Source organism: Marinagarivorans algicola, assembly GCF_001292705.1.
GTDB classification, from domain to species: Bacteria; Pseudomonadota; Gammaproteobacteria; order Pseudomonadales; family Cellvibrionaceae; genus Marinagarivorans; species Marinagarivorans algicola.
In genome coordinates this window covers 37,597-59,571 of sequence record NZ_LGAK01000032.1, presented here as the reverse complement: position 1 = coordinate 59,571, position 21,975 = coordinate 37,597, and the positions used below count along the sequence as shown (strand labels likewise).

Genomic DNA, 21,975 nt, shown 5'->3' with positions numbered 1-21,975 from the left:
GTTGTTATTAGGTGTGTGTAAAAGTGTGCAGAATAAAAAAGGCGCTCATCGAAAGCGCCTTTTTAGATTGTGGCTAAAGTTTAGATTTTGCCCATATGCTTGCCAACCACTTGTAATAAGGGTTTAAAGACTTTGGCGCCGCCACAAACGATGTTGCCAAAGTCCATGTGGGCATTACCGCCTTTAAAGTCACTGACTAGACCGCCCGCTTCTTGTACTAATAAAACACCAGCAGCCATATCCCAGGCTTTTAGGTTCATTTCCCAAAAGCCATCAAAGCGGCCTGCTGCAACATAGGCAAGGTCGAGTGCAGCTGAGCCTGCACGGCGAATGCCCGCCGTTTGGCCTGCAACTTCTTTGAGGCAGTCTAGGTATTCGTCGATATGCTCTAGTGCAAAGCCATTAAAAGGTACGCCAGTACCGATGAGGGCGCCATCGAGGCTGCGACGGTCTGTTACCCGGATGCGGCGGCCGTTAAGTGTGGCGCCTTTGCCGCGGCTGGCGGTGAACTCCTCACGCTTCATAACATCAAGTACAACAGCGTGCTGTAGTTGGCCTTTGTAAGTGCAGGCAATTGAAACCGCAAAATGCGGAATCCGGTGTAAAAAGTTAGTCGTACCATCCAGCGGGTCAATAATCCAGGTGTAGTCGCTTTTGTTATCGCCTGTGACGCCGCCTTCCTCGCCAATAAAGCTGTGGTCGGGGTAGGCTTTTTTGAGGTGGTACAAAATTTCGGCTTCGGCTTTGCGGTCTACTTCGCTCACAAAATCGTTGCGGCCTTTGGTTTCTACGCGGATATCATCGCGCTCGAGCGCCAGCTCAATGAGGTCGGCTGCTTTACGTGCAGCGTTAAGGGCAATTGTTAGCATCGGTTCCATAAGACATCTCAACCAGTGCGCACTAGGCGCATTACAGAATAAAAGGAGAATAAAAGGGTGGCAAATAAATGGGCGCGGAGTATACCAGTTTGCGGGTTCGCCGGCACGCTTCGGCTGCATGAAAATTCAACTTCTCTGTAAAACGAGGAAGATAAAGAGTTTATGGCCGCTAGAGCGTGTTTTTTAGTCGTCAGTGGCATCAGCCTATGATTAAGCGTGTAAAAGGTATCGAGATCAAATTTGTTGCTAGCGCGAACGAGGGTGCTTTACGCTATAATTGCGCTAGTTTTTATTTTCTTTTGTTGATTTTTTGGGAGTTTATTTGTGAATTTAGCCGTAATATTACGTGGTTTATTGGCTGCGAGCGCCGTGTGCGCCTCTTTGGTTGTACTTGCTAATACTGATAATGCTGAAATTGTTGAGCGCTTAAAGCCTGCTGGCGAGGTGTGTATGGCTGGCGATGAGTGCGCTGCTGCCGTGGTTGAGGTGGCCGCAGGCCCGCGCTCAGGTAAGGAGCTTTACGATACTAAATGCATGGTGTGCCATGCCGCAGGCGTTGCTGGCGCCCCTAAATTTGGCGACAGTGCGGCTTGGGATGCACGTGTGAGCGCTAAGGGCTTAGATGGTTTGTTTGACAGTGCTTGGAACGGTATTAATGCTATGCCGGCCAAGGGAACATGCAATGACTGTACTGAAGATGAAATTAAAAGTGCCATTGCTTATATGACCGAGGGCTAAAATTTATATTAACATTGAGCGTTGGCGCTAGGTCTTTGTTTTTAAAGCCTTTTAAGGGCGAGCATTTGGCTCGCCCTTTTTGTAGCGCGCCTAAGTCATTTTGAAGTCTGAGGGATTAATGCGCCACAAAGAGGATTTTAATAAATATGAAAAAAAATGAAAAAAGTGCTTGCGCATTTTTTTAAAATCCTTATTATGTGCGCCTCTTCAAGGGGTCGTTAGCTCAGTTGGTAGAGCAGTTGGCTTTTAACCAATTGGTCACTGGTTCGAATCCAGTACGACCCACCATATAAAGAAAGTATTTATTGGTGGATAAATATTTTTAGGTGACGGCAATTAATCTTAATGATTGTTTAACACCATTACCAAGTTCGGGTCGTTAGCTCAGTTGGTAGAGCAGTTGGCTTTTAACCAATTGGTCACTGGTTCGAATCCAGTACGACCCACCACTTTTTAAAAGGGAAGCTTAGGCTTCCCTTTTTTTATATCTTTTTTTTGCCGCTATAATGCGCTACCTAGTTTGCACGTGATTTAGGGTTGCACGTGTTTAGGGTTGTACGTCATTTAGGGTTGTGTGTGTTTAGGGTTGCATAAACCTACGCTATTTTAGGATTATATAAATTTAGAGGTTGTTATGACGGTGTCTGAAGTGTCAGCCCCTTCGCATAAGGTGTCATCTGAAAAAAAACGCTCTCCCCAAGAGATTGTTAAAGCGCATTTGGAGCAGTTACCGACAAAGCTCAAGGCCGACCACGCTAATGAGGCTGAGCAAAAAGAAACAATCAAGCATCTCCTCAAAAAGCATAACGCCGCCATAGTTGCTCACTACTATACCGATCCCGTTATTCAAGCCCTTGCTGAAGAAACAGGCGGTTGTGTGTCCGATTCGCTAGAAATGGCACGTTTTGGTAAAAATCATGAGGCTAAAACCTTAATCGTCGCAGGTGTTAAATTTATGGGGGAAACCGCTAAAATCCTCACACCTGAAAAGCGCGTGTTAATGCCAACTCTTGAGGCAACATGCTCTCTTGACTTGGGTTGCCCCATTGACGAGTTTAGTGCCTTCTGTGACCAACACCCTGACCGTACAGTGGTCGTTTATGCTAATACATCGGCCGCTGTTAAGGCGCGTGCTGACTGGGTGGTAACATCGAGTATCGCTAAAGAAGTCGTTGCTCATCTAGATAGCTTAGGCCAAAAAATACTCTGGGCACCCGATAAGCACTTAGGCGCTTATGTGCAGCGTGAAACAGGTGCCGACATACTGTGTTGGGATGGTGCGTGTATTGTGCACGAAGAGTTTAAGGCCCAGGGTTTACTCGATTTAAAGGCGCTATACCCTAATGCCGCTGTTTTGGTACACCCTGAGTCGCCCGCATCGGTTGTTGAGCTAGCTGACGTGGCAGGCTCGACCTCGCAGTTGATTCATGCCGCAGCGACATTACCTAACCAAGAGTTTATTGTGGCAACTGACCAAGGCATTTTTTACAAAATGCAGCAATCTTGCCCTGATAAAACACTCATTGTTGCGCCTACAGGGGGTAATGGGGCAACTTGTCGCAGCTGTGCCAACTGTCCGTGGATGGCTATGAATACACTGGATGCCATGATTGCGGTCTTTGATCAGCAAGATAATGAAATTTTTGTTGACGAGGACTTGGCTGCTCGCGCTATGAAGCCGCTGCAAAGAATGCTAAATTTCAAACGTTAAGGTTATCGATAGTGCGGCGTGCCATGGTTGGCGCTGCATTTATTATCTGTATGTTATTCGTAGTGCACGCGATTACAGTATACGCAATTTAAGTACACGCAATTTAAGTACACTATGCGCTTTTTAAGTCACTAAAGTATAGGGCTTTGCAGGCATAGCAGAGAGTAAATGGTGTACTTGCGACAAATATGCAAAATGGAATTTTGTAGGAGTTGCAGTTGAGGTGCATACACTGAGAGGTGTACGTACTGAGAGATGCGCAGCACAAGCCTGCAGAGGGCTTAGCGGCCTAGTCTGGACTTTATGTGTACTCAGTATTGGTATCTCTGAATAGTGAGTTTGGTGGTCATCTAATATTAAAGCCGCAAGTTATTTAATGAAACCGCAGATTATTGTGATCTGCGGTTTTTTTATGCCTGCTGATATGTGGTACGTATTGCTGCTGAGTTGACTAGCTGTTGCGTTGATTGGCACCGCAAACACGCCGATGTGCTTTATTCTTTATTGTTTTTAGTTTTTATCCTAATAAATGGTAGTATTTAGATTATATTTTTTATTTTTAGGGTTTTTTTTAACTTAATAGTGCAGTTGCATCCTAATTTTTTTATTTTTTTAGGATGCTTGTTGATGTGGTTTTTGTGCGCAGATAATATAGAGGCACTATTCATTACCTATTTAGAGCGACACAGTGTTTTCTCGTATTTCATCTATTCTTTGTCTTATATTTGCGTGCTGGGCGGCTCTTTCTCTGGGCGGTCACGGTTTTTCTATCTTGAGGCTGAGCCGTCCTGCGACCTAACAAAACAACCTCATATGATAGGGCTTTGGTTGTTTGCGCCTGCCCGTCATCCTATTCTTTACTTTTCGGCATGAAAGCCCTACAAGGGAGTTTGCACTATGAGTCACCAAGGTTTAATTATTTTTGACACCACATTGCGCGATGGCGAGCAAAGCCCTGGCGCTTCAATGACTAAAGATGAAAAAGTGCGCATTGCAAAAATGCTCGAAAAACTGCGCGTAGATGTTATAGAGGCAGGTTTTGCTATTGCGAGTAAAGGTGATTTTGAGTCGGTTAAAGCTGTCGCTGAGGCGGTAAAAGACTCTACTGTGTGTAGTTTGGCGCGCGCCGTCTATGCCGATATTGATCGCGCGGCAGAAGCTTTAAAGGGGGCGAATACTTCGCGTATTCATACTTTTATTGCAACTTCGCCGATTCATATGAAATATAAGTTACAAATGGAGCCCGCAGACGTCTTAGCGCAGGCTATTAAGGCGGTCAAGCGCGCACGTAATTACACCGATGATGTTGAATTTAGTTTGGAAGATGGCAGCCGGAGCGAGTTTGATTTTATGTGCTGGATCACCGAGGCGGCAATTACCGCAGGGGCCACCACCATCAATGTGCCCGATACCGTAGGCTACGGCGAGCCACAAGAGTACGGCGCCATGTTTAAGCGCTTAATGGAGGCGGTCCCCAATAGTGATAAAGCGATCTTTTCAACGCATTGTCATAACGACTTGGGGCTAGCAGTCGCTAACTCCTTGTCGGCAGTGATGAACGGCGTGCGCCAGGTTGAATGTACCATTAATGGTCTGGGCGAGCGTGCCGGTAATGCCGCATTAGAAGAAATTGTGATGGCGGTGCAAACGCGCAAAGATATATTTCCTGTGCAAACGCGTATTGTGAGTGAGCATATCGTGAGTACCTCGCGTTTGGTTTCGGGTATTACGGGGTTTCCTGTACAGCCTAATAAGGCGATTGTGGGAGCCAATGCCTTTGCGCATGAGTCGGGTATCCATCAAGATGGCATCTTAAAGCATCGTGAAACTTACGAAATCATGAGGGCTGAAAATGTTGGCTGGAACACCAATAAAATTGTTTTAGGTAAACACTCTGGACGGGCGGCAGTGAAGGCGCGCTTTGAAGATTTGGGTGTTACTTTTGAGGATCAAGATCAACTCAATGCTGTGTTTATTCGCTTTAAAGCCTTGGCGGATAAAAAACATGAGATTTTTGACGAAGATTTACAGCGCTTAGTCTCTGAGGCTGCCAGTAAGGTAGAAGATATTTATGCATTGGTTAGCTTGGACGCGTACACCAAAACGCACCAAAAGCCCGAAGCGCAGATCACTTTTACCGTAAAAGGCGAACAAAAAACCGCCACGGCTACCGGCAGTGGTCCAGTGGATGCAGCATATAAAGCCATAGAACAAATAGTCGCTAGCGCTACAGATTTATTATTGTATTCTGTCAACGCAATTACCAAGGGAACCGAGTCGCAAGGTGAGGTTACCGTGCGACTTGAGCGTAAAGGTCAAATTGTCAACGGTGTGGGTAGTGATACTGATATCGTTATCGCCTCTGTTAAAGCGTATTTGAATGCTTTAAATTTATTGGAACACAGTGCCGTGCGCTCTCATCCACAACATGGCGTTTAGCCAAGTCATAGAGGGGCGCAGCCTCTCTATTAATGATCTAAAAGGGAGGGCAGCGGCGACCAGAACGAGCCTGTACTATGAATGAATTAAACCGCATGCAATATCTTGATGCTATGGGTATCGAGATGTTTGTGCCGCGCAAAATATTGCCTGCTGCCAAAATGAGTACGGCATGCGCTGTGTCTTGTCTTTCGCAGGCGCAAGATTCAGCGCTTACTGGCGGTATGCAAGCGTTAGCCGTGAGCGCTCAAGCTCAGTTGGCTCCGCCGCATGCAACGGGCATGGCTGAGGCGCCTGAAATAGCACCTTCGGCGGCAACACGAGAAATTGTGACAGACTGGCTCGCACCCAGTAAAGCGGCAAACGCTAAGCATGAGACGCCAGTTCAAGACAATACGCCAGCAGAGCGCACTTTGCAGCAAGTCGTCAGTCAGAAAAAACCACAACTATTACGCTTTAACTTAGGCCTGTGGCAACTGGCCAACGGTGCGCTGTTTATTGATACCCGTGAGCCCAGGGCTGCACTGCCTACGACCACATTGCTGCGCAACATTATAGCCGCCATAATGCCTGCTATGCTCGCTGAGGGCCTACCTAAAGCAGATACCATTAATTGGCCGTTACTCGAAAGCCCCATTGCCAACCCCAATGAGCTGGCCCAAGCGCGCGAGATGACGCATGCATTTTTGGCCAGCCGCTTCGAAAAAACCAGCCCCAAATTAATGATTGTTATGGGCGAGCAAGCCTTTGATATTGTGGCCGCAAGCCAGGGTATGACGACCCCCAAATATGGTGAGTCAGTGAGCCCTACGCATTTGCCGAGCCCTGTCATTTATTTGCCAAGCCTCACGCAGCTGCTCAATGAGCCGTTACTGAAGCGTTTTGTATGGCCTGCTATAGCGCCATATTTTTTAGAGTCAAAACCAAAAGGTCGACAGTAAATGTGGTGTGAATTTAATTTTGTGCACAACACTTTGGGTGAACTCAGCGCTAAAGCACTCACACCAGAGTACTTAGCAGCGCTTGTGGCCATCGAAAAGCGCAGTCATTTAACGGCGTGGAGTGAGGCGAATTTTAAAAGCTCGCTAGCATCTCATCATGTGGTGGTGGGTCTTTTTGATAGTACAGGTACGCTGCTGGCTTATGCGGTTGTTTCACTGGTTGCTGGTGAGGCAGAGCTTTTGTTATTTGTGGTTGATGAGGTACTGCAAGGCAAAAAGCTTGGTACCGCCTTTTTGCAAGAGATTATTCGGGCTTTACAGCACTCGAAGAAAGCTCAGGCCTTTTTTTTAGAGGTGAGAGCGGGTAACGTACCAGCGATCACAGTATATGAAAATCTCGGTTTTAATCAGGCCGGTGAGCGGCCTAATTATTATGCAACTCCTTGGGGGCGTGAAGATGCTTTAGTGTATGTATTAGACTGGAGCTGTGAGTTTTTGAGAGCGAAATAAGGCTCCTTACAATTTATACCCAGGGCGGCAATCGCTATGCAAATGCGGTGAATTCTTGCGTCATCATGTTACTTTAGATGTCTTGTTTTCAATAAAAAGGTGTTGAGTCTGTAAAACTTAGTGTCATTAAATGCCTTTGGCATATCCCCTGCTATATTCATAGTCAAAGCGTCAAAATTTCGACTTGGCGCCTACAAGCATCAGGGTACCGTTCTATGTTTAATAATGCATCTATATTAATTACCGGCGGCACAGGCTCGTTTGGTAAAAAACTCACTCAAACACTACTGGCAAAATTTAAGCCTAAAAAAATCATTATATTTTCACGTGATGAACTTAAGCAATTTGAAATGCAGCAACAATTTAATAACGAAACCATGCGTTATTTTATTGGCGATGTACGTGATAAAGAGCGTATTTTGCAGGCGTGTGAAGGGGTCGATTATGTGATTCATGCGGCGGCTTTAAAGCAGGTGCCAGCGGCTGAATATAATCCGACTGAATGCATTAAAACCAATATTGGGGGTGCCGAAAATGTCATCCGCGCTGCACTTGCGAATCGTGTTAAAAAAGTGATTGCCTTATCAACCGATAAAGCCGCTTGCCCGGTTAATCTTTATGGCGCGACTAAATTAGCTTCTGATAAATTATTTGTTGCGGCAAATAATATGGCCGCAGGCAAGGCGATGTTTTCGGTGGTGCGCTATGGCAATGTTGTTGGGTCTCGTGGCTCGGTGGTGCCCTTCTTTAAGCAGTGGTTAGATGAGGGAAATAAAAGTTTACCCATTACAGATAAAAGTATGACGCGCTTTTGGATCACATTGCAGCAAGGTGTTGACTTTGTATTGACCAATTTTTCGCGTATGCAAGGTGGTGAAATCTTTGTACCTAAGATCCCAAGTGTTAAAATTACCGATCTAGCACATGCTATAGCTCCTGGAGTCCCCACAACGATTATCGGGATACGCCCTGGTGAAAAACTCCATGAAACGATGTGCCCACTCGATGATTCTCATCTTACACTTGAGTTTCATGATCACTATGTCATTACTCCGACGATTAAAATGTTTAGAGATGTACATTTTGAAAAAAATGCTATTGATGAGCGAGGTAAAAAAGTTTATCAGGGCTTTGATTATAGCTCGGGTACTAACCCTGAGTTTTTAAGTGTGGAGGCTATTCGAGATTTACATGCGAGTGTCGATTTATGATTCCATATGGTCGGCAATCTATTAATGCATCTGATATACAGGCTGTAGTTGATGTCCTACAGTCAGACTTTTTAACGCAAGGCCCTGCTGTTGATCAACTCGAAAGCGGTTTGGTTGCAAACTTTGGCTCGCGCTATGCAATAGCGCTAAGCAATGCAACGGCGGGTTTACACTGCGCTTGCTTGGCTTTAGGTTTACAAGCGGGCGATGTTTTGTGGACAACGGCTGTTTCTTTTGTAGCGTCTGCTAATTGTGGTAAGTATTGCGGTGCAAGTGTTGAGTTTGTTGATATTGATCCAATAACTCGCAATATATCAATAAGCTGTCTTCAGCATAAACTTAAGCAAAGCAAAATTGACGGTCATTTACCCAAAGTGTTGGTTGTTGTACATTTTGCCGGTCTGCCTTGCGATATGAAAGCGATTGCGGCGCTTGCTCAAGAGTATGGTTTTTATATCATTGAAGATGCGGCACATGCTATTGGTTCGGAGTATGCAGGTAAGCCTGTTGGTGCCTGTCATTATAGTGATGCTGTGGTATTTAGTTTTCACCCAGTTAAAACGATTGCGGCCGGTGAAGGCGGCGCTGTATTGGTGAATGATGCTGCTTTGGCCAAGCGTATTAGGCAGTTTGCATGTCACGGTATAGAGCGCGACTCAGTCTGCTACCAACAGCCACATACATCACCTTGTTATTACGAGGTACAGTTATTGGGTTTTAATTATCGCTTAAGCGATATTCATGCTGCGCTGGCGCTATCTCAATTAAAACGCCTGTCCATATTTGTTGCAAAAAGGCAGTATTTGGTGAATCGATATAATCAATTATTGTCGGGCTATCCAGTTAAATCTCATCAGGGACCATCGATCTTAGGCGATAAAGTAGCATGGCATATTTATGTGGTAGAGTGTGAAAATCAACACGTGCGTGATCACCTGCATGCTTTTTTAAAGCAGCATGACATCCATACTAATGTACATTACATACCGATTTATCAGCAGCCTCTTTATCACGCTGCTATTGGCGCCTCCTCTATTGGTATGCCGTCTATTTCTGCACAATCTTCAAAAGTACAATCTTCAAAAGTACAAGCCTCAAAAGCACAGTCGCCCAAAAAACAATGCTTAAAGCCACGCAGTGAAAAGCCTCAAGATGTTGAGGCTTTAAATTATGATGTGCTATATCCTCATGCGCAATCTTACTATCGCACAGCGATAACTTTGCCCTTATATTTTGATTTGTCGGATGAGCAGCAATTAAATATTATCGCATGCATACATACTTTTTTTGATCAACATTGGGTTCAACTGAACAATGACAGGCACAGTGAAGCGCATAGAGAGGTGAGGCGTGATTAATGTTGCTATTATACCGGCACGCGGTGGTAGTCAGCGTATACCCCAAAAAAATATAAAACCTTTTTTGGGTAAGCCTATTATTCAATACGCAATAGATACCGCAAAAGCCTCGGGTTTGTTTGACCACATTGTTGTCTCGACCGATAGTCAAGCGATTGCCGAATGCGCATTAGCTTTAGGCGCAGAAGTGCCCTTTATGCGCCCTGCAGCCTTAGCAGACCATTTTACAGGCACTCATGCAGTGATGGCACATGCTATTTTAGCGTGCAGTGAGTATTATCATCAAAAAATTCAGTATGCCTGTTGTATTTATCCAACAAGCCCTTTACTCACTGTTAAGTCATTGATTAGAGGACTGGATTTATTGCAGGCTGATGAGTGTGATTTTGTGGTATCAGCGACCGAATACCCCTTCGCGATTCAGCGCGCTATTTTGCCTGTCGGTAATCATTTCTTTGTTCCCCACAATCGCTCGGCTATGGCTATGCGTTCACAAGATTTACCAGTTATGTATCATGATGCCGGACAGTTTTACTGGGGCAGTGCACAAGCTTACATCGATCATGCTCCTTTATGGGGAGATCGCACTCAGGCTATTATTTTGCCTCGTACACATGTTCAAGATATTGATACGTTGGAAGATTGGCAACTCGCTGAAATGAAGTATCAATTAGCTTACCCTAAATAAGCGCTGTAGATAGTGGTCGGAGTGCTAAAGCGAGTAACCTTTACTTCTAGGGAGTATTGTCTTGTAGACGTACGGCTTCTGTGTCAATGGTGGTATCGCACTCTAAGGGTTTATGCTCCATTTTTTTGAATATTTGACTCAGCATTTGTGAGTATATAGCGTTAATTTTTTTGTAATTAACAATAAAATCAGACTTGTTTTTACTAAACAATAGTGTTTGCATTATGAGTGTAAATGCTGAATTTATCGTACCTCGCATTAATAATTTTGAAATGGGATCTGCGTTGAGTATGGCTTTAAAGGCTGTTTGCATGGCGTTATGCAGTTGTTTCTTGTCTTCAATATGAGGAGATAAACTGATTTGATGCTTTAGTTTTTTAATTTTATTAAAGTATTCTGCTTTGAAGTCGTCTTCTGTGATTATTTTTTTATCGTAGCGCACCATGTTTTGCATTCTTATTTTTTCAATAATCAAGTGCTTATCTTGCTCTAAGTTATGAAATACTGGGAGATCACACGGTTGAATAGATGTTGTTTCTTGTATAAGCGCCCCATTATTGGGGTTTAAAATGCTCACATTAATACCTTGCCGTTGTGCTTGGCGTAGTAATATCTCCATGTTATTTTTTGATGCATGTAAAACAGGATTAGTCTTTACGGTTTGGCCAAAATTACCTTCTATATCATAATTTTTACTGCTTGTTTCTTGATTCTCTGCTTGGCTTTTTTCAGTCTCTTTCTTTTTGTCAATATCATGGTAAATACTTAAAGAAGAGTGATGCTCAGCGTCTGTGGGCATACCTAAATCTATTCCTAAAAATATTAGCTGTCTAAAACCCAAAGTTATCGCGGCAGACAAGCCTGCATTAGTGACTGTGGGGTTGCATAGAGTCAGCTTAGCAGGGGTTTGATCGGGATAAATTTGACTGATAAGCTGGCTCCCTAAGTCGTTAGGTTTAACGGCTAGACAGATATCATCAAAAAGCGCGGTCATTTGCGGGGCTGCAGTATTAAGGCAAATCAGTGTGATGCCTTTGCGGTACTCGGCTGTTGTACCATGCTGAATATAAGATGGGGTAATGGCACTGCGCTCCATTTCAATATGAAAGTCGGGTTTGATGCCTGTTTTGGCCAGAGAGCTAAGTGCTGTACCGCAGGTGATGATTATGGCGTTGCTCTGATACTTTTGGATGTAGCCAATATGAGTGTCTAGTGACGGGCCATTACCAATTAGAAATACAGGCACATGATTGATGGCTAAGTTACTATAGATTAAGAATTTATAGTTTTGATTAATGTTGAAAATGGTATGTGCAAGACTTATTTGCTCATCGTCATAAAATCCAACACCTGTTGCTGCTAGGTGAAATTCTTTGCGGTAGAGCGTGTAAAATTCAGTTTCTTTTTTACTATTAAAATGCCTAAAAACAAAGGTATACACAAAATTAAATAAGCCTATTTTGTCACTCAGTAGTTTCATATCTGCCATGGCGTCTTTGGGTTCCACGCCAATAAAAAGCTTTAGCATGCGGCCTTTGCTAGTCATTTTTTGTAAGATAGGTAGCCAGTCAATCACATGCAGTGAGGCATAAAAAGAGTCTTTGTGTGGGTCAAAAATACAAAGGTTATGGATATCTAGTTCGTGGACCATTTGTGCAATGTGATAGCCCAGCCCGCAGCCTGTGACCAACATAAAGCCAATAGGCACATTGCAGTTCTTGTCTTGTTCGGTTTCGAGTGATGTGTAAAAGTCCACCATGCGATTAATCACGGTAGGGTGAATATGATCTTGATTGGATATTTTGGTTTTAGAAAATTTAATATTAGACAGCGTTGGGTGATGTTTGAAATGCTGGAACTGTTCGTGGCAAAACTCTTTAGGGTTGCCCTTGTAGACCGGTTTATTATTGAGTTTAAAATTAACGAGGTTTAAATAGCCCTCTTCGGTGTACGTTAATTTTAACTCTTGAGGCTGATAGTCAATATACTGGCTGTATATTTGTGGAGCAATTTTTTGGAAAGCCGCCATATTGCGCTTAAAGGTGATCTCTAGCTCTAGCTGTAATTGTTGCATCTGCGCTTTGCGAAGCACTTGTTGAATATTTGACGGTTGCTTGGGGCTCGTGTGTGCTTCGGTCATGAGAGTACCTAAAAGTGCCTATCTATTGACGTTTATAAGTCTGAGTGTCGACTTATTGTTTGAATTGTAGATATGAGCAAATTTTAGGCCTAGGGTAATACTGAGGGGCTTATTTAAATGTAAAGCATTGGCTCGCGACAACTTTTCCATTAATTTGTAAGCTAAGCGTATGTTGTCCTAAATAATATCGGCGCGTACTAATCGGTTTGAATGAATAGTGCTTTTTAAGAGTAATATGTTGACCTTGCGTAGCGTTGAATGTTTTAAGCTTAAAAACCTTACGGTTATAACGGCCGTTGGCGCGTAAAAAATCGATGGCGTAATCAATAATCAAGGCTTGATCTTGGGTGCTCATGACAGTGAATTCAAAGCTGAGAGGGGAATTGACTGTGGCAACGGCGCTGCACTTAAGCGCCACGCCGTTAATTTGAGCGGGGTTAAAGCCTAATAATGCTAAGCATTGGGGATGACCAGCTTTGATTAGCGTACGGCAAGCGTGTTTTATAATCCATTGGGTGTGCGTGGTTGTACACTTGTGCTGCCATTTTGCGCAGTGTTGCAGCATGGTAATGGGGTGATCTTTACTGATGTCGTTTAAATTGTTGGCCACTGATTTACGAACATACAAGCTACTGTCACTTTTGAGCGGTTCTAAAATAGCAAAGATGGGTGATGGATCGGCAACTAGGGCTTTGAGTTGTATGCCCCACGGCAAGCGTGGGCGACAGCCCTCACTAGCCAAGCGGCGAACGTGTTCATTGGTGCTTGTTGTCCATTGTTTAAGTTGGGCGAATGCCTTGGTGGGGTAGCGCTCAATAAATGGCCGTATTGCAAACTCCGCGCTAAATAAGTGGGTGATGGCTTCGAGTACTGTAAAAGCGAGTTCGGGATGCTCTATGCCGTGCACGGCTACATAATCAATAATTGGCCAAGCGGCAAAGCGATGTTGCGCCTCGTTAGGGTCACCTTGATCCCAGTGTTGGGGGAGTTGGCAAAGCTTGGGTGCGAACTGCTCGAATGAGGGTAAGTGTTGATGGAGGCAAGCAATAATATGATTCACGCGCGCTTTAAGTGCGAGATTGTCTAGCCCTTGCAGAGCAGATTTTTCAAAATTATCGGCACTAAAGCTGGGTTCTATTGCCGCTAAGCTTTGACTAATATGCATAATAGCGGGGTGAGATAAGCCCTGTTTCATGATGTTACCTTTTTGTAACTCTTCAGAGGTCTCGAAATAATCATTGAATGGGCTGTGCAAGCTCTCGGAGACTTTGTGCTCCTCGACTTTGTGTTCCTACACAGTTTACCCCTTCTTACTCTCCAAGGTCCGCACTCAAAGGCCCGAAAATAACCCATCATCACCTCATAAGGCGAGGCAGTGTATTGCATAATATGTATCTGTTGTACTCTGTCGGCGTGTTATGTCGGTGCGCTTTGTCGATATGTCTTGTCGGCAGGTGTGCTTTGGTGGTGGCCAAGTAGGCCAAAGTGCTGGGTGTTAATCAGCACATCAAGACTGGCTATATGAGATTGTGTATTGTGTGTAACGGTTATTGCTAAAAGCTGTCAGACTGAGAATGAGGCTCCGCAGCCACAAGTCGAGCTGGCATTGGGGTTTTCGACGGTAAAGCGTGAGCCCTGTAAGCCCTCTTGGTAATCAACGCGCGCGCCAACCAAATAGGGGTAGCTCATAGGGTCTACTACCACACGAATGCCTTCCTTTTCTATCAATGTATCCTCTTCATCTAGCTCTTCATCAAAGCTAAAACCGTACTGAAATCCTGAGCAGCCTCCGCCTGTAACGTAAACACGCAGTACCAAATTTGGGTTTTCTTCCTCTTCGACTAGGCTACGCACTTTGGCAATAGCATTTTCGGTGACTTGAATGGGTGTGGGGGTATAGGTTTGCGCTGAACTCATATTGGCCTCAACAGTTGTTGGTAGGCGATTATTGATAACCTGAGTGTTTTAGTCAAGTATTGGCTTTGCCGCATAAGCACGCTGTGATTAAAAGCATGTGATGTGCGGCGTTTTTGCGAATCAGGTGCAATCTTGTTACTGATGGGCACTGCGCAGTACCGCATGGCTAGACTGCGGATGAAGCGGGTTTGTTTTTAGCGACATCGATACTTTCGACTTTGTTGGTGTTATCGGCTGTTTCGTCAAAGTGTACGAGGTTACCGTTAACCTGCGAGCCTTTCACCATCTCGATAATTTTGTAGTACACATTACCCTGAATGACAGACTTCGAGGCGAGCTCCAAATGCTTTGTTGAGCGTACATCGCCGCGCACATTACCGTTAATGACAGCGCTAGGGGCGCGTACTTCGCCTTCTACTAGGCCTTTGTCGGCAATCACTAAACGTGCATCGTTGTTACCTTCAGCAATCACATTGCCAATCACTTGGCCTTCAATTTGTAATTCACCGGCGAAATGGATGTCGCCTACAATTCTGGTGCCGCGCGAAATTAATGTATGGTTGCTGCCGTGGTCTATTGTCTTTTTTGATCCGAACATGGTTTCCCCTAATGACTGTTACCAGTCATAGCTTTTAGTGATAGTTTGCGTTTTTTTACCTTCGATCATAAGGTTAATCGTGACTTGCTGTGGTGTAAAATTTTTAGGTAATTTAAACGTCCCGGTGAGTGTTTGAAAGTAACGAAAGCGAACATTGAGTACTGAGGGGTCGTTCTTTGCTGTTGTATCTTTTGTGTCGTTCGTCGCTTGTGGTATAGCGAGCGTCTGGTAGTTTAAGGCTTGTGCCTGGCCTTGGGCGTCTAGCCCACTAATGAATAGCTCGACTCGACCTTTGACCCAGTGGGTGTGTTTGGCTAATTGTTTGACAACAAGTTTAAAATCGTATTGCTCGGTGACACCATTAGGGCTGACCTGCCACTGCCCAATAGCGGGACCTTTTTGGCCCTTCGGAGGGTTCATAATATTGCGGTAAAAGGTGTTTTCTTCTTGGGTTTTTTGCAATGTACTTTTAAGGGTGAGTAACTCTTGACGAATCGTTTCACTGGCCCCGCGATCAACTTCGGCGCCAGTTTTAGTATTAACCAATTGCTGGGTGAGCGCGTTGAGTTCGGCTTTTAGTGACTGTGCAGCTTCCTGCTGCTCGGCCAGCGCTTGCTCGAGTGTCTCTTGTTGATGGCCGCCTGTATAGTAACCGACCATGTATCCGCCTATTCCGGCTCCGGTAATGGCAATAAATAATGTGAAGCGAATCAACAGATTGAGAGCAGGGCGGTGACGAACAACAACTAAGCGGTGCTGTTTACTTGCTTTAACACTGGCCATATTAAGGTAGTAACGATGCTAGTTCTAAACCGCAGCGCTCCTCTAAGCCAAACATAATATTCATATTTTGAATGGCTTGGCCTGATGCGCCTTTTGTCAAATTATCTTCTACTACGGTGATAACGACAGTATCGCGTCCTTGTGGTTGGTGCACAGCAATACGACACATATTTGTCCCTTTTACTGTGCGCGTTTCAGGATGACTACCTGCGGGCAATACATCGATAAAAGGTTCATTAGCGTAAGCGCTTTCAAATAACGCTTGTAAGTCGATGCGGGTATCGGTGAGCGTTGCAAAGAGCGTGGAGTGGATACCGCGACTTATGGGCAGTAAATGCGGAACGAAGGTGAGCTGAATATCACTGTTTTGCCCAGCGGCCTTGGCAAAATCGCCGAGGCCTTGTTCTATTTCGGGAAGATGGCGATGGCCTGTAGCGCCGTAGGCTTTAAAGCTTTCGCCTATTTCGGTTAATAGCAGGGCGCTATTAGCCCCGCGCCCAGCCCCGCTAGCCCCGCTGGCCGAGCTTGCAATTAGATGCTGAGTGTCAACTAAGTTATTCTCTATGAGTGGCTTAAAGCCTAATAGGACAGACGTAGGGTAGCACCCTGGACAAGCAACAAGGCGTGCGTTTTTTACGGTCTCACGATTAAATTCGGGGAGCCCGTAAACCGCTTCAGGCAGCCACTGCTCAGCGCCATGCGCTTGGTTGTACCAGTGTTCCCATGTTGCAATATCGCGCAGACGAAAATCCGCAGATAAATCGATAATCTTAGCGCCCCCTTCGAGGAGTTCACCTGCTGCAGCTTGGGCAACGCCATGGGGTGTTGCAAAAAAAATGACATCACAGCTTAGCAGAGTTTGGTTGTTGGGTGCGCTAAAGTGTAAGTGATCGTAATGGCCGCGCAAGTTGGGAAATAGCGTGGTGACGCCGCGGCCTGCTTCGGCGCGCGAGGTAATGACACTGACTTGGGCTTGGGGGTGCTGAGCTAACAAGCGTAGCAGCTCCACGCCTGTATAACCTGTACCACCGACAATACCAACTTTAATCACGAACCACCTCTGTTTTGACTGTTGAATGCGTTTTATTATGGTGAGCTACTTGGCATAGCCGCTTCTTTTGGGGTGTAATTAGTTGCACTGAAGCTCATGAGTGCAACCTGTTAATATAGCCGTGCACGCTGACACGCAATTCGGCTAACAGTTCCAAGCGCCACATTGAATTGATAACGGCTATATTTAAGCTGTAGCAGTAGAGTTGCCACAGCGCGACTCCCAATAATCATGGTGTCAAGCGCTAACCAAGCGTTTGCTGTATGCGTTCAAGCCGTATCCGCTAGGTCATAACGGTGACGGCCTTTTGCGTCATCAGCGCTTAGCTTACTCCCAATATTGGAACAATAGCGCGTAAAATAACTTATAGGCATATGCTCGGTGTGTATGTTAATGACCTTTCACCCAAAACAAAAGCTATATCCACTATGCCAAAAGCCTTATCTCATTGGATAAAGCGCGCTGATAGCGCCATTGTCCATTTCCGCCATTCGCTTTCGTACATTGATGCCTTACCGCAATTAACGCTGCTGGGTTTGGTTATTGGTGTGTTTACTGGGCTTATCATTGTGCTTTTTAGGCTTTTTATCGACTGGCCTCTAGCGCAATTTATGCCAGCAGGAGCCGAAAGCTTTGAGCAACTAGAGCCGACTATTCGCGTCATCATGATTTTTACGGGGGCTTTTATCTTGTGGGTGTTTTTACGCTTTATGGGGCCTGAGGCTTCACAAGTGAGTGTGGGGCATGTCCTGCATCGATTGCATCACTTTCAAGGTCGTTTGCCTAAGCGCAATTGGTTTGCACAGTTTATTGGCGGCATTATTTGCTTGTTAAGTGGCTTTTCGGTGGGGCGTGAGGGGCCAGCTATTCACTTAGGTGCCGGTTGCGCCAGTCAAGTGGGTAATTGGCTCAAGTTGCCCAATAACAGTCGCCATACTTTGGTGGGTTGCGGTGTGGCAGCGGCTATTGCAGCCTCGTTTGATACACCAATGGCGGGGGTGATTTTTGCGATGGAAGTGATTGTGATGGAGTATACCATTATTGGTTTTGTACCTGTCATTATGGCTTCGGTGATGGGGGCGGCCCTGAGTCAAGCGGTTTTTACCGGCACTGGCGAGTTGGTGTTGGTACGCAACGATATGGAAAGCCTAATAGAGCTGCCATTTATGGTTGTATGCGGTTTGTTTATTGCTTTAGGTTCTGGGTTATTTATTCGCCTAAATATTACGGCTATGCGTTTGCGCCATTGGCCGCTATCGCAGCGGCTTTTATTGGCGGCATGTGTTACCAGTGCGGTCGCTTGGTGGCTACCCGAAATTATGGGCCTAGGGTACGATACGCTCAATAAAGCGATGACCGGTGAGCTGTTGTTTGGCGGCTTGCTACTGATTTGTTTGGCCAAAATAGTCGTGAGTGCATTTACAGTGGGCTTAGGCTTACCTGGCGGGGTTATTGGGTCTGCGTTGGTGAGCGGCGCTTGTCTGGGTGGCGCGCTGGGCTTGCTGGTGCATGCTTTATTTCCGCAGATATCAGTTGAGCCTGCATTTTATGTGCTGATTGGTATGGCTGGCATGATGGCGGCAGTAATTAATGCACCACTGGCAGCGCTGGTGGCTGTTTTAGAGTTGAGTTATAACCCGCATATTATCTTTCCTGCGATGTTGGTCATTGTGGTGGCGTGTATTACAACGCGTTACTTTTTTAAATTTAGCGGTATTTTTATTGAGCAGCTCAAGCACAGTGGCCGACCGTTAAACTTAAAGCCCGCCCAGCAAGCGTTGCGCCGTGCGGGTGTGCGCAGTGTAATGGATACGGCGCTGGTGGTTGTGCATAAACAGATGGATTACGAGCAAGCGAAAAAAATACTCGCGACTAAACCCAATTGGTTAGTCGTTGATGAGGCCCCCAAATATACAGCCCTTCGAGCGGCCAATTTAGCCGCCTGGCTCGAGGAGGCGCCGGTCGAAGTATTGGCACTTGAAAAAGAAATTGACCTTTTTGCCATTCCTGCTCAGCGGCTTATACTGTCGGCCATTCATGAAGATGCGACGCTATGGGAGGCTGAGCAGGCGATTACGCAAGGGCATAGCGATGCTGTCTACGTTGCGGGTACGCATGCTTCTGTGTTACATGCTATGCAGGGCTTACTCACGGCGGAGCATTTAGATAATTATTATCATTCGTGAGGGTGTTTTGGTCGCGCTTTAATGGCTGACTAATGTGTTTTTATTCAAACAGGTAAGGAGATTTTATGCTTTTTTTGTGGGTTAAAGCCTTCCATATCATGGCCGTTGTAGCGTGGTTTGCGGTGTTGTTTTACTTACCGCGTTTATTTGTGTACCACGCAAGCTGTGATGATGTAGCTGGGCGCGAGCGCTTTAAAATCATGGAGCGTAAGCTCTATCGCGGTATTGGTGCGCCCTCTATGATTTTAGTATGGACATTAGGAGCGTGGATGGCTTATTTGAACTGGGATTATTATAAAACTCAGGGGTGGTTTCACGCCAAGTTAACACTGGTCTTTTTTTTAACCGGTTACCATCATATGTGTGGTGCTTATGTTAAAAAGTTTGCACGTGACTTTGAGCCCCCAAGCCATGTGTTTTTTAGATGGTTTAACGAGGTCCCCGTTTTGTTTTTGGCCGCGATTGTCATTATGGTGGTTGTGAGGCCGTTTTAGACCTTTACACTATCGCTCATTATTGCTGCAACGTGTCGGCTTAAAGGCCGAATAGACTTAAATCAAGAGTGTCTTAACGGTGTGGGTTCAAAAAGGAGACGCTCAAAATAGCGTATGATCAATAAAAAGGGGAAGGCCATTAGCCTTCCCCTTTTTAACAAGTTTTTTATTGTAACTGTTCTTATTATTCAACCGAGCACTATTATGATTATGGTCTTGTGCTCGTAATGGTTAAGCAATTACATGCCTCCCGAGTGATACGTCTACATATTTTTATTATTTATAGTTGTTATAGTTATAATTTTCTATTGTTTTTATTATTTATTGTTCTTATTGGTTATTGGTTTGCTTATTATTATTCTTTATTGTTTTTATTATGACTCCAATAAAGCATGGCGTGTGCCAACAGTTAAAAACCTTTTAAAAACAGTAAGTTATGTTAATTCTATAGGTATGAGCAGGGGGAATTTTGACGCTGCTGTTACCTTTTGGTGATAAAGGTAACGTATATACGGGTCAGGGGTAACACTTTGATCACTAAGGCCTGCATAATCTTTCTTTGTGCCTGATTAGTGTACTTTTAGTGCTCAATTAGCGTTGTTTTCTTATCGATAGATAATATTAGCGAGATTTTATGTCAATTTAATGAAGCTAATGTTGTGATTTTGATACCCCAGCAATAATTTGTTACCTAAAGACGGTGCGTTGACGCACCGATGGTTGGTGGCGGTACTCTAAGTGATGTTAGCTCAGTGTTGTTGCTTTTGGTTGCCTGTCGCTTTTGTTTTGAGTCGCATAAAGGCGCCAGCAGTATTGTGCTCTCATTATGCTGTACAGCCACTTAACATAGGTACTCCATATAAGTGCTTAATATGCAATAAAAAAATCCTTGCTTCTTGGTAAAAGCAAGGATTTTTTTATCAGCAAAGAGGCATTACGAGGTCTTTTCAGGGTTTTTGCCGCGTGTGCGAGGGATGCCTAAGCGTTGTCGTCGCTCCCACAAACATTTACGACTCACACCGAGCTTACGGGCTAATTCCGTTTCATTCATATTGTCTTGGTGTTCTAAAACAAAGCGTTGAAAGTAATCGATGAGTGATAAGTCTTCTTGTGATTGAGGAGACATGGGTTTGGACTCCTCCTGCTCTTTAGGGGTTGGCTCTTCTTCTTCATGGACAAGATCTAGGTCAATATCGAGTAGCGAGTGGCTGAGTTGGTCGCCGTCACATAAAATAACCGCTCGCTGAATAGCGTTCTCGAGCTCGCGAATATTACCTGGCCAGCGATAGGTGGTAATCGCCTGAATAGCTTCGGGTGTCAGTGTGAGCAGGGGCTTTTTGATTTGCTCGCAGTAGCGGCGAATAAAGGTTTCGGCCAGCGAAAGAATATCTTTGCCGCGTTCGCGTAGCGGTGGTAATTTAAGCTGTACAACGTTAATGCGGAAGTACAAATCTTCACGAAATAAACCTTCTTTGGCGAGCTTACCCAGATCGCGATGGGTCGCAGCCACTAAGCGTACGTTGACTTTGTGCGACTCAACCGAGCCTAGCGGGCGTACTTCACCTTCTTGTAAAACCCGCAATAAGCGTGCCTGTGCTTCTAGTGGCAGCTCGCCAATTTCATCGAGAAATAAAGTCCCCCCATCGGCGGCGGCGACTAAGCCTTCACGGGTATTCGCGGCGCCAGTAAAAGCGCCTTTTTCATGCCCAAATAATTCAGCTTCAATAAGCGTATCGGGAATAGCTGCGCAATTGACCGAAATGATTGGATGATCTTTGCGTGGGCTCTCTGAATGCAATGCTTGCGCAACGAGTTCTTTACCGGTGCCAGTTTCGCCGTTGACCAATACCGTCGCTCCAGTAGGGGCAACCTTATGAATTTTGGCGTAAAGCTCTTTCATGACAGAGGATGAGCCGATCATGCCCTCAACAAGGGTTTGATTCTCTCCGATCAAGGCTTTTTGGCTAGCAGCGGCTTTTTCACGCTTTAGAAGCACGCGTTTGACTGCTGTAATCATTTCATCGTGATCAAAAGGCTTGGCAATATAGTCAATTGCGCCCATACGCATTGAGTCGACTGCTGAGCGTAAGCTTGCATAGCTGGTCATGATCAGTACGGGAGTGTCACCCGCTAGCTTGATAAGGTCGGTGCCTGGTTGGCCGGGAAGGCGCAAATCGGAGATAATCAAATCAAAATTAGCAAACTTATATTTTGTGATAGCTTCTTTAACCGAGCCGGCCTCATTCACATCAAATTTATTGCGGATAAGGAGCTTGCGTAGTGCTGTGCGAATAATCGCTTCATCTTCAACAATTAAAATCTTATTCATAAG

The 21,975-nt window shown here is 45.1% G+C and carries 18 protein-coding genes and 2 tRNA genes; 12 read left to right on the top strand and 8 right to left on the bottom strand.

Going from position 1 to position 21,975, the window contains the following annotated elements; translation table 11 throughout:
- Positions 1-80: 80 nt before the first annotated feature.
- A complete protein-coding gene (locus tag AC438_RS11670; protein WP_053981437.1) occupies positions 81-878 on the bottom strand; it encodes an inositol monophosphatase family protein in 798 nt (265 codons plus the stop codon).
- 324 nt (positions 879-1,202) lie between these two features.
- Between AC438_RS11670 and AC438_RS11665 the strand changes: the two genes are divergently transcribed.
- The 10 genes from AC438_RS11665 to pseF all read left to right on the top strand — a co-directional run bounded on the left by AC438_RS11665 (position 1,203) and on the right by pseF (position 10,474).
- Positions 1,203-1,616: a c-type cytochrome gene (locus AC438_RS11665; RefSeq protein ID WP_053981436.1), complete on the top strand. Its 414-nt coding sequence runs from the start codon at positions 1,203-1,205 to the stop codon at positions 1,614-1,616.
- Positions 1,617-1,828: 212 nt separating this feature from the next.
- Positions 1,829-1,904 (top strand) — tRNA-Lys (locus AC438_RS11660).
- A gap of 85 nt (positions 1,905-1,989) precedes the next feature.
- Positions 1,990-2,065, top strand: a tRNA-Lys gene (locus AC438_RS11655).
- A 185-nt stretch (positions 2,066-2,250) separates the two neighbouring features.
- Positions 2,251-3,327 carry a quinolinate synthase NadA gene (gene nadA, locus AC438_RS11650; protein WP_053981435.1) on the top strand — a complete coding sequence of 359 codons (1,077 nt, stop codon included), beginning with the start codon at positions 2,251-2,253 and terminating at the stop codon, positions 3,325-3,327.
- A gap of 897 nt (positions 3,328-4,224) precedes the next feature.
- Positions 4,225-5,766, top strand: coding sequence for a 2-isopropylmalate synthase (locus tag AC438_RS11645; RefSeq protein ID WP_053981434.1), 1,542 nt, complete (start codon positions 4,225-4,227; stop codon positions 5,764-5,766).
- Between the two features lie 77 nt (positions 5,767-5,843).
- Positions 5,844-6,707: a hypothetical protein gene (locus tag AC438_RS11640; protein WP_053981433.1), complete on the top strand. Its 864-nt coding sequence runs from the start codon at positions 5,844-5,846 to the stop codon at positions 6,705-6,707.
- Positions 6,708-7,217, top strand: coding sequence for a ribosomal protein S18-alanine N-acetyltransferase (gene rimI / locus AC438_RS11635; RefSeq protein ID WP_053981432.1), 510 nt, complete (start codon positions 6,708-6,710; stop codon positions 7,215-7,217).
- Positions 7,218-7,432: 215 nt separating this feature from the next.
- A complete protein-coding gene (gene pseB, locus AC438_RS11630; RefSeq protein WP_053981431.1) occupies positions 7,433-8,428 on the top strand; it encodes a UDP-N-acetylglucosamine 4,6-dehydratase (inverting) in 996 nt (331 codons plus the stop codon).
- The gene (pseC, locus tag AC438_RS11625; protein ID WP_053981430.1) at positions 8,425-9,786 is read left to right on the top strand and encodes a UDP-4-amino-4,6-dideoxy-N-acetyl-beta-L-altrosamine transaminase; all 1,362 of its coding nucleotides are present in this window, start codon (positions 8,425-8,427) and stop codon (positions 9,784-9,786) included. Before pseB ends, pseC begins: the two co-directional genes overlap by 4 nt.
- Positions 9,779-10,474, top strand: a complete 696-nt coding sequence (gene pseF, locus AC438_RS11620; RefSeq protein WP_202904753.1) for a pseudaminic acid cytidylyltransferase — start codon at positions 9,779-9,781, stop codon at positions 10,472-10,474. The genes pseC and pseF overlap by 8 nt, the downstream gene beginning before the upstream one ends.
- 46 nt (positions 10,475-10,520) lie before the next feature.
- On the opposite strand, the gene AC438_RS11615 is transcribed toward pseF, so the two are convergent.
- From AC438_RS11615 to argC, 6 genes are all read right to left on the bottom strand, one after another.
- On the bottom strand, positions 10,521-12,614 hold the full coding sequence (locus AC438_RS11615; protein ID WP_053981429.1) for a motility associated factor glycosyltransferase family protein: 2,094 nt from the start codon (positions 12,612-12,614) through the stop codon (positions 10,521-10,523).
- 109 nt (positions 12,615-12,723) lie between these two features.
- Positions 12,724-13,809, bottom strand: a complete 1,086-nt coding sequence (locus tag AC438_RS11610) for a DNA alkylation repair protein (RefSeq protein ID WP_053981428.1) — start codon at positions 13,807-13,809, stop codon at positions 12,724-12,726.
- A 368-nt stretch (positions 13,810-14,177) separates the two neighbouring features.
- Positions 14,178-14,531, bottom strand: a complete 354-nt coding sequence (gene erpA, locus AC438_RS11605; protein ID WP_053981427.1) for an iron-sulfur cluster insertion protein ErpA — start codon at positions 14,529-14,531, stop codon at positions 14,178-14,180.
- Between the two features lie 166 nt (positions 14,532-14,697).
- The gene (locus tag AC438_RS11600; RefSeq protein WP_053981426.1) at positions 14,698-15,129 is read right to left on the bottom strand and encodes a bactofilin family protein; all 432 of its coding nucleotides are present in this window, start codon (positions 15,127-15,129) and stop codon (positions 14,698-14,700) included.
- Positions 15,130-15,147: 18 nt separating this feature from the next.
- Entirely contained in the window at positions 15,148-15,912 is a 765-nt protein-coding gene (locus AC438_RS11595; RefSeq protein WP_053981425.1) for a DUF6776 family protein, read from the bottom strand.
- A 1-nt stretch (position 15,913) separates the two neighbouring features.
- A complete protein-coding gene (gene argC, locus AC438_RS11590) occupies positions 15,914-16,963 on the bottom strand; it encodes an N-acetyl-gamma-glutamyl-phosphate reductase (RefSeq protein ID WP_053981424.1) in 1,050 nt (349 codons plus the stop codon).
- A 428-nt stretch (positions 16,964-17,391) separates the two neighbouring features.
- Between argC and AC438_RS11585 the strand changes: the two genes are divergently transcribed.
- Positions 17,392-19,149 carry a chloride channel protein gene (locus AC438_RS11585; RefSeq protein WP_053981441.1) on the top strand — a complete coding sequence of 586 codons (1,758 nt, stop codon included), beginning with the start codon at positions 17,392-17,394 and terminating at the stop codon, positions 19,147-19,149.
- A 65-nt stretch (positions 19,150-19,214) separates the two neighbouring features.
- Positions 19,215-19,643: a CopD family protein gene (locus AC438_RS11580; RefSeq protein WP_053981423.1), complete on the top strand. Its 429-nt coding sequence runs from the start codon at positions 19,215-19,217 to the stop codon at positions 19,641-19,643.
- A 934-nt stretch (positions 19,644-20,577) separates the two neighbouring features.
- Here the strand turns inward: AC438_RS11580 and AC438_RS11575 are convergent.
- Positions 20,578-21,972 (bottom strand): sigma-54-dependent transcriptional regulator, encoded by a 1,395-nt coding sequence (locus AC438_RS11575; protein ID WP_053981422.1) that lies wholly within the window; start codon positions 21,970-21,972, stop codon positions 20,578-20,580.
- Positions 21,973-21,975 lie beyond the last annotated feature (3 nt).

Bases quoted from the DNA above. Each gene is read 5' to 3' on its own strand.
- AC438_RS11670 (WP_053981437.1), bottom strand. From the start codon at position 878: ATGGAACCGATGCTAACAATTGCCCTTAACGCTGCACGTAAAGCAGCC.
- nadA (WP_053981435.1), top strand. From the start codon at position 2,251: ATGACGGTGTCTGAAGTGTCAGCCCCTTCGCATAAGGTGTCATCTGAA.
- AC438_RS11645 (WP_053981434.1), top strand. From the start codon at position 4,225: ATGAGTCACCAAGGTTTAATTATTTTTGACACCACATTGCGCGATGGC.
- AC438_RS11640 (WP_053981433.1), top strand. From the start codon at position 5,844: ATGAATGAATTAAACCGCATGCAATATCTTGATGCTATGGGTATCGAG.
- rimI (WP_053981432.1), top strand. From the start codon at position 6,708: ATGTGGTGTGAATTTAATTTTGTGCACAACACTTTGGGTGAACTCAGC.
- pseB (WP_053981431.1), top strand. From the start codon at position 7,433: ATGTTTAATAATGCATCTATATTAATTACCGGCGGCACAGGCTCGTTT.
- pseC (WP_053981430.1), top strand. From the start codon at position 8,425: ATGATTCCATATGGTCGGCAATCTATTAATGCATCTGATATACAGGCT.
- AC438_RS11615 (WP_053981429.1), bottom strand. From the start codon at position 12,614: ATGACCGAAGCACACACGAGCCCCAAGCAACCGTCAAATATTCAACAA.
- AC438_RS11610 (WP_053981428.1), bottom strand. From the start codon at position 13,809: ATGAAACAGGGCTTATCTCACCCCGCTATTATGCATATTAGTCAAAGC.
- erpA (WP_053981427.1), bottom strand. From the start codon at position 14,531: ATGAGTTCAGCGCAAACCTATACCCCCACACCCATTCAAGTCACCGAA.
- AC438_RS11600 (WP_053981426.1), bottom strand. From the start codon at position 15,129: ATGTTCGGATCAAAAAAGACAATAGACCACGGCAGCAACCATACATTA.
- AC438_RS11595 (WP_053981425.1), bottom strand. From the start codon at position 15,912: ATGGCCAGTGTTAAAGCAAGTAAACAGCACCGCTTAGTTGTTGTTCGT.
- AC438_RS11585 (WP_053981441.1), top strand. From the start codon at position 17,392: ATGCCAAAAGCCTTATCTCATTGGATAAAGCGCGCTGATAGCGCCATT.
- AC438_RS11580 (WP_053981423.1), top strand. From the start codon at position 19,215: ATGCTTTTTTTGTGGGTTAAAGCCTTCCATATCATGGCCGTTGTAGCG.
- AC438_RS11575 (WP_053981422.1), bottom strand. From the start codon at position 21,972: ATGAATAAGATTTTAATTGTTGAAGATGAAGCGATTATTCGCACAGCA.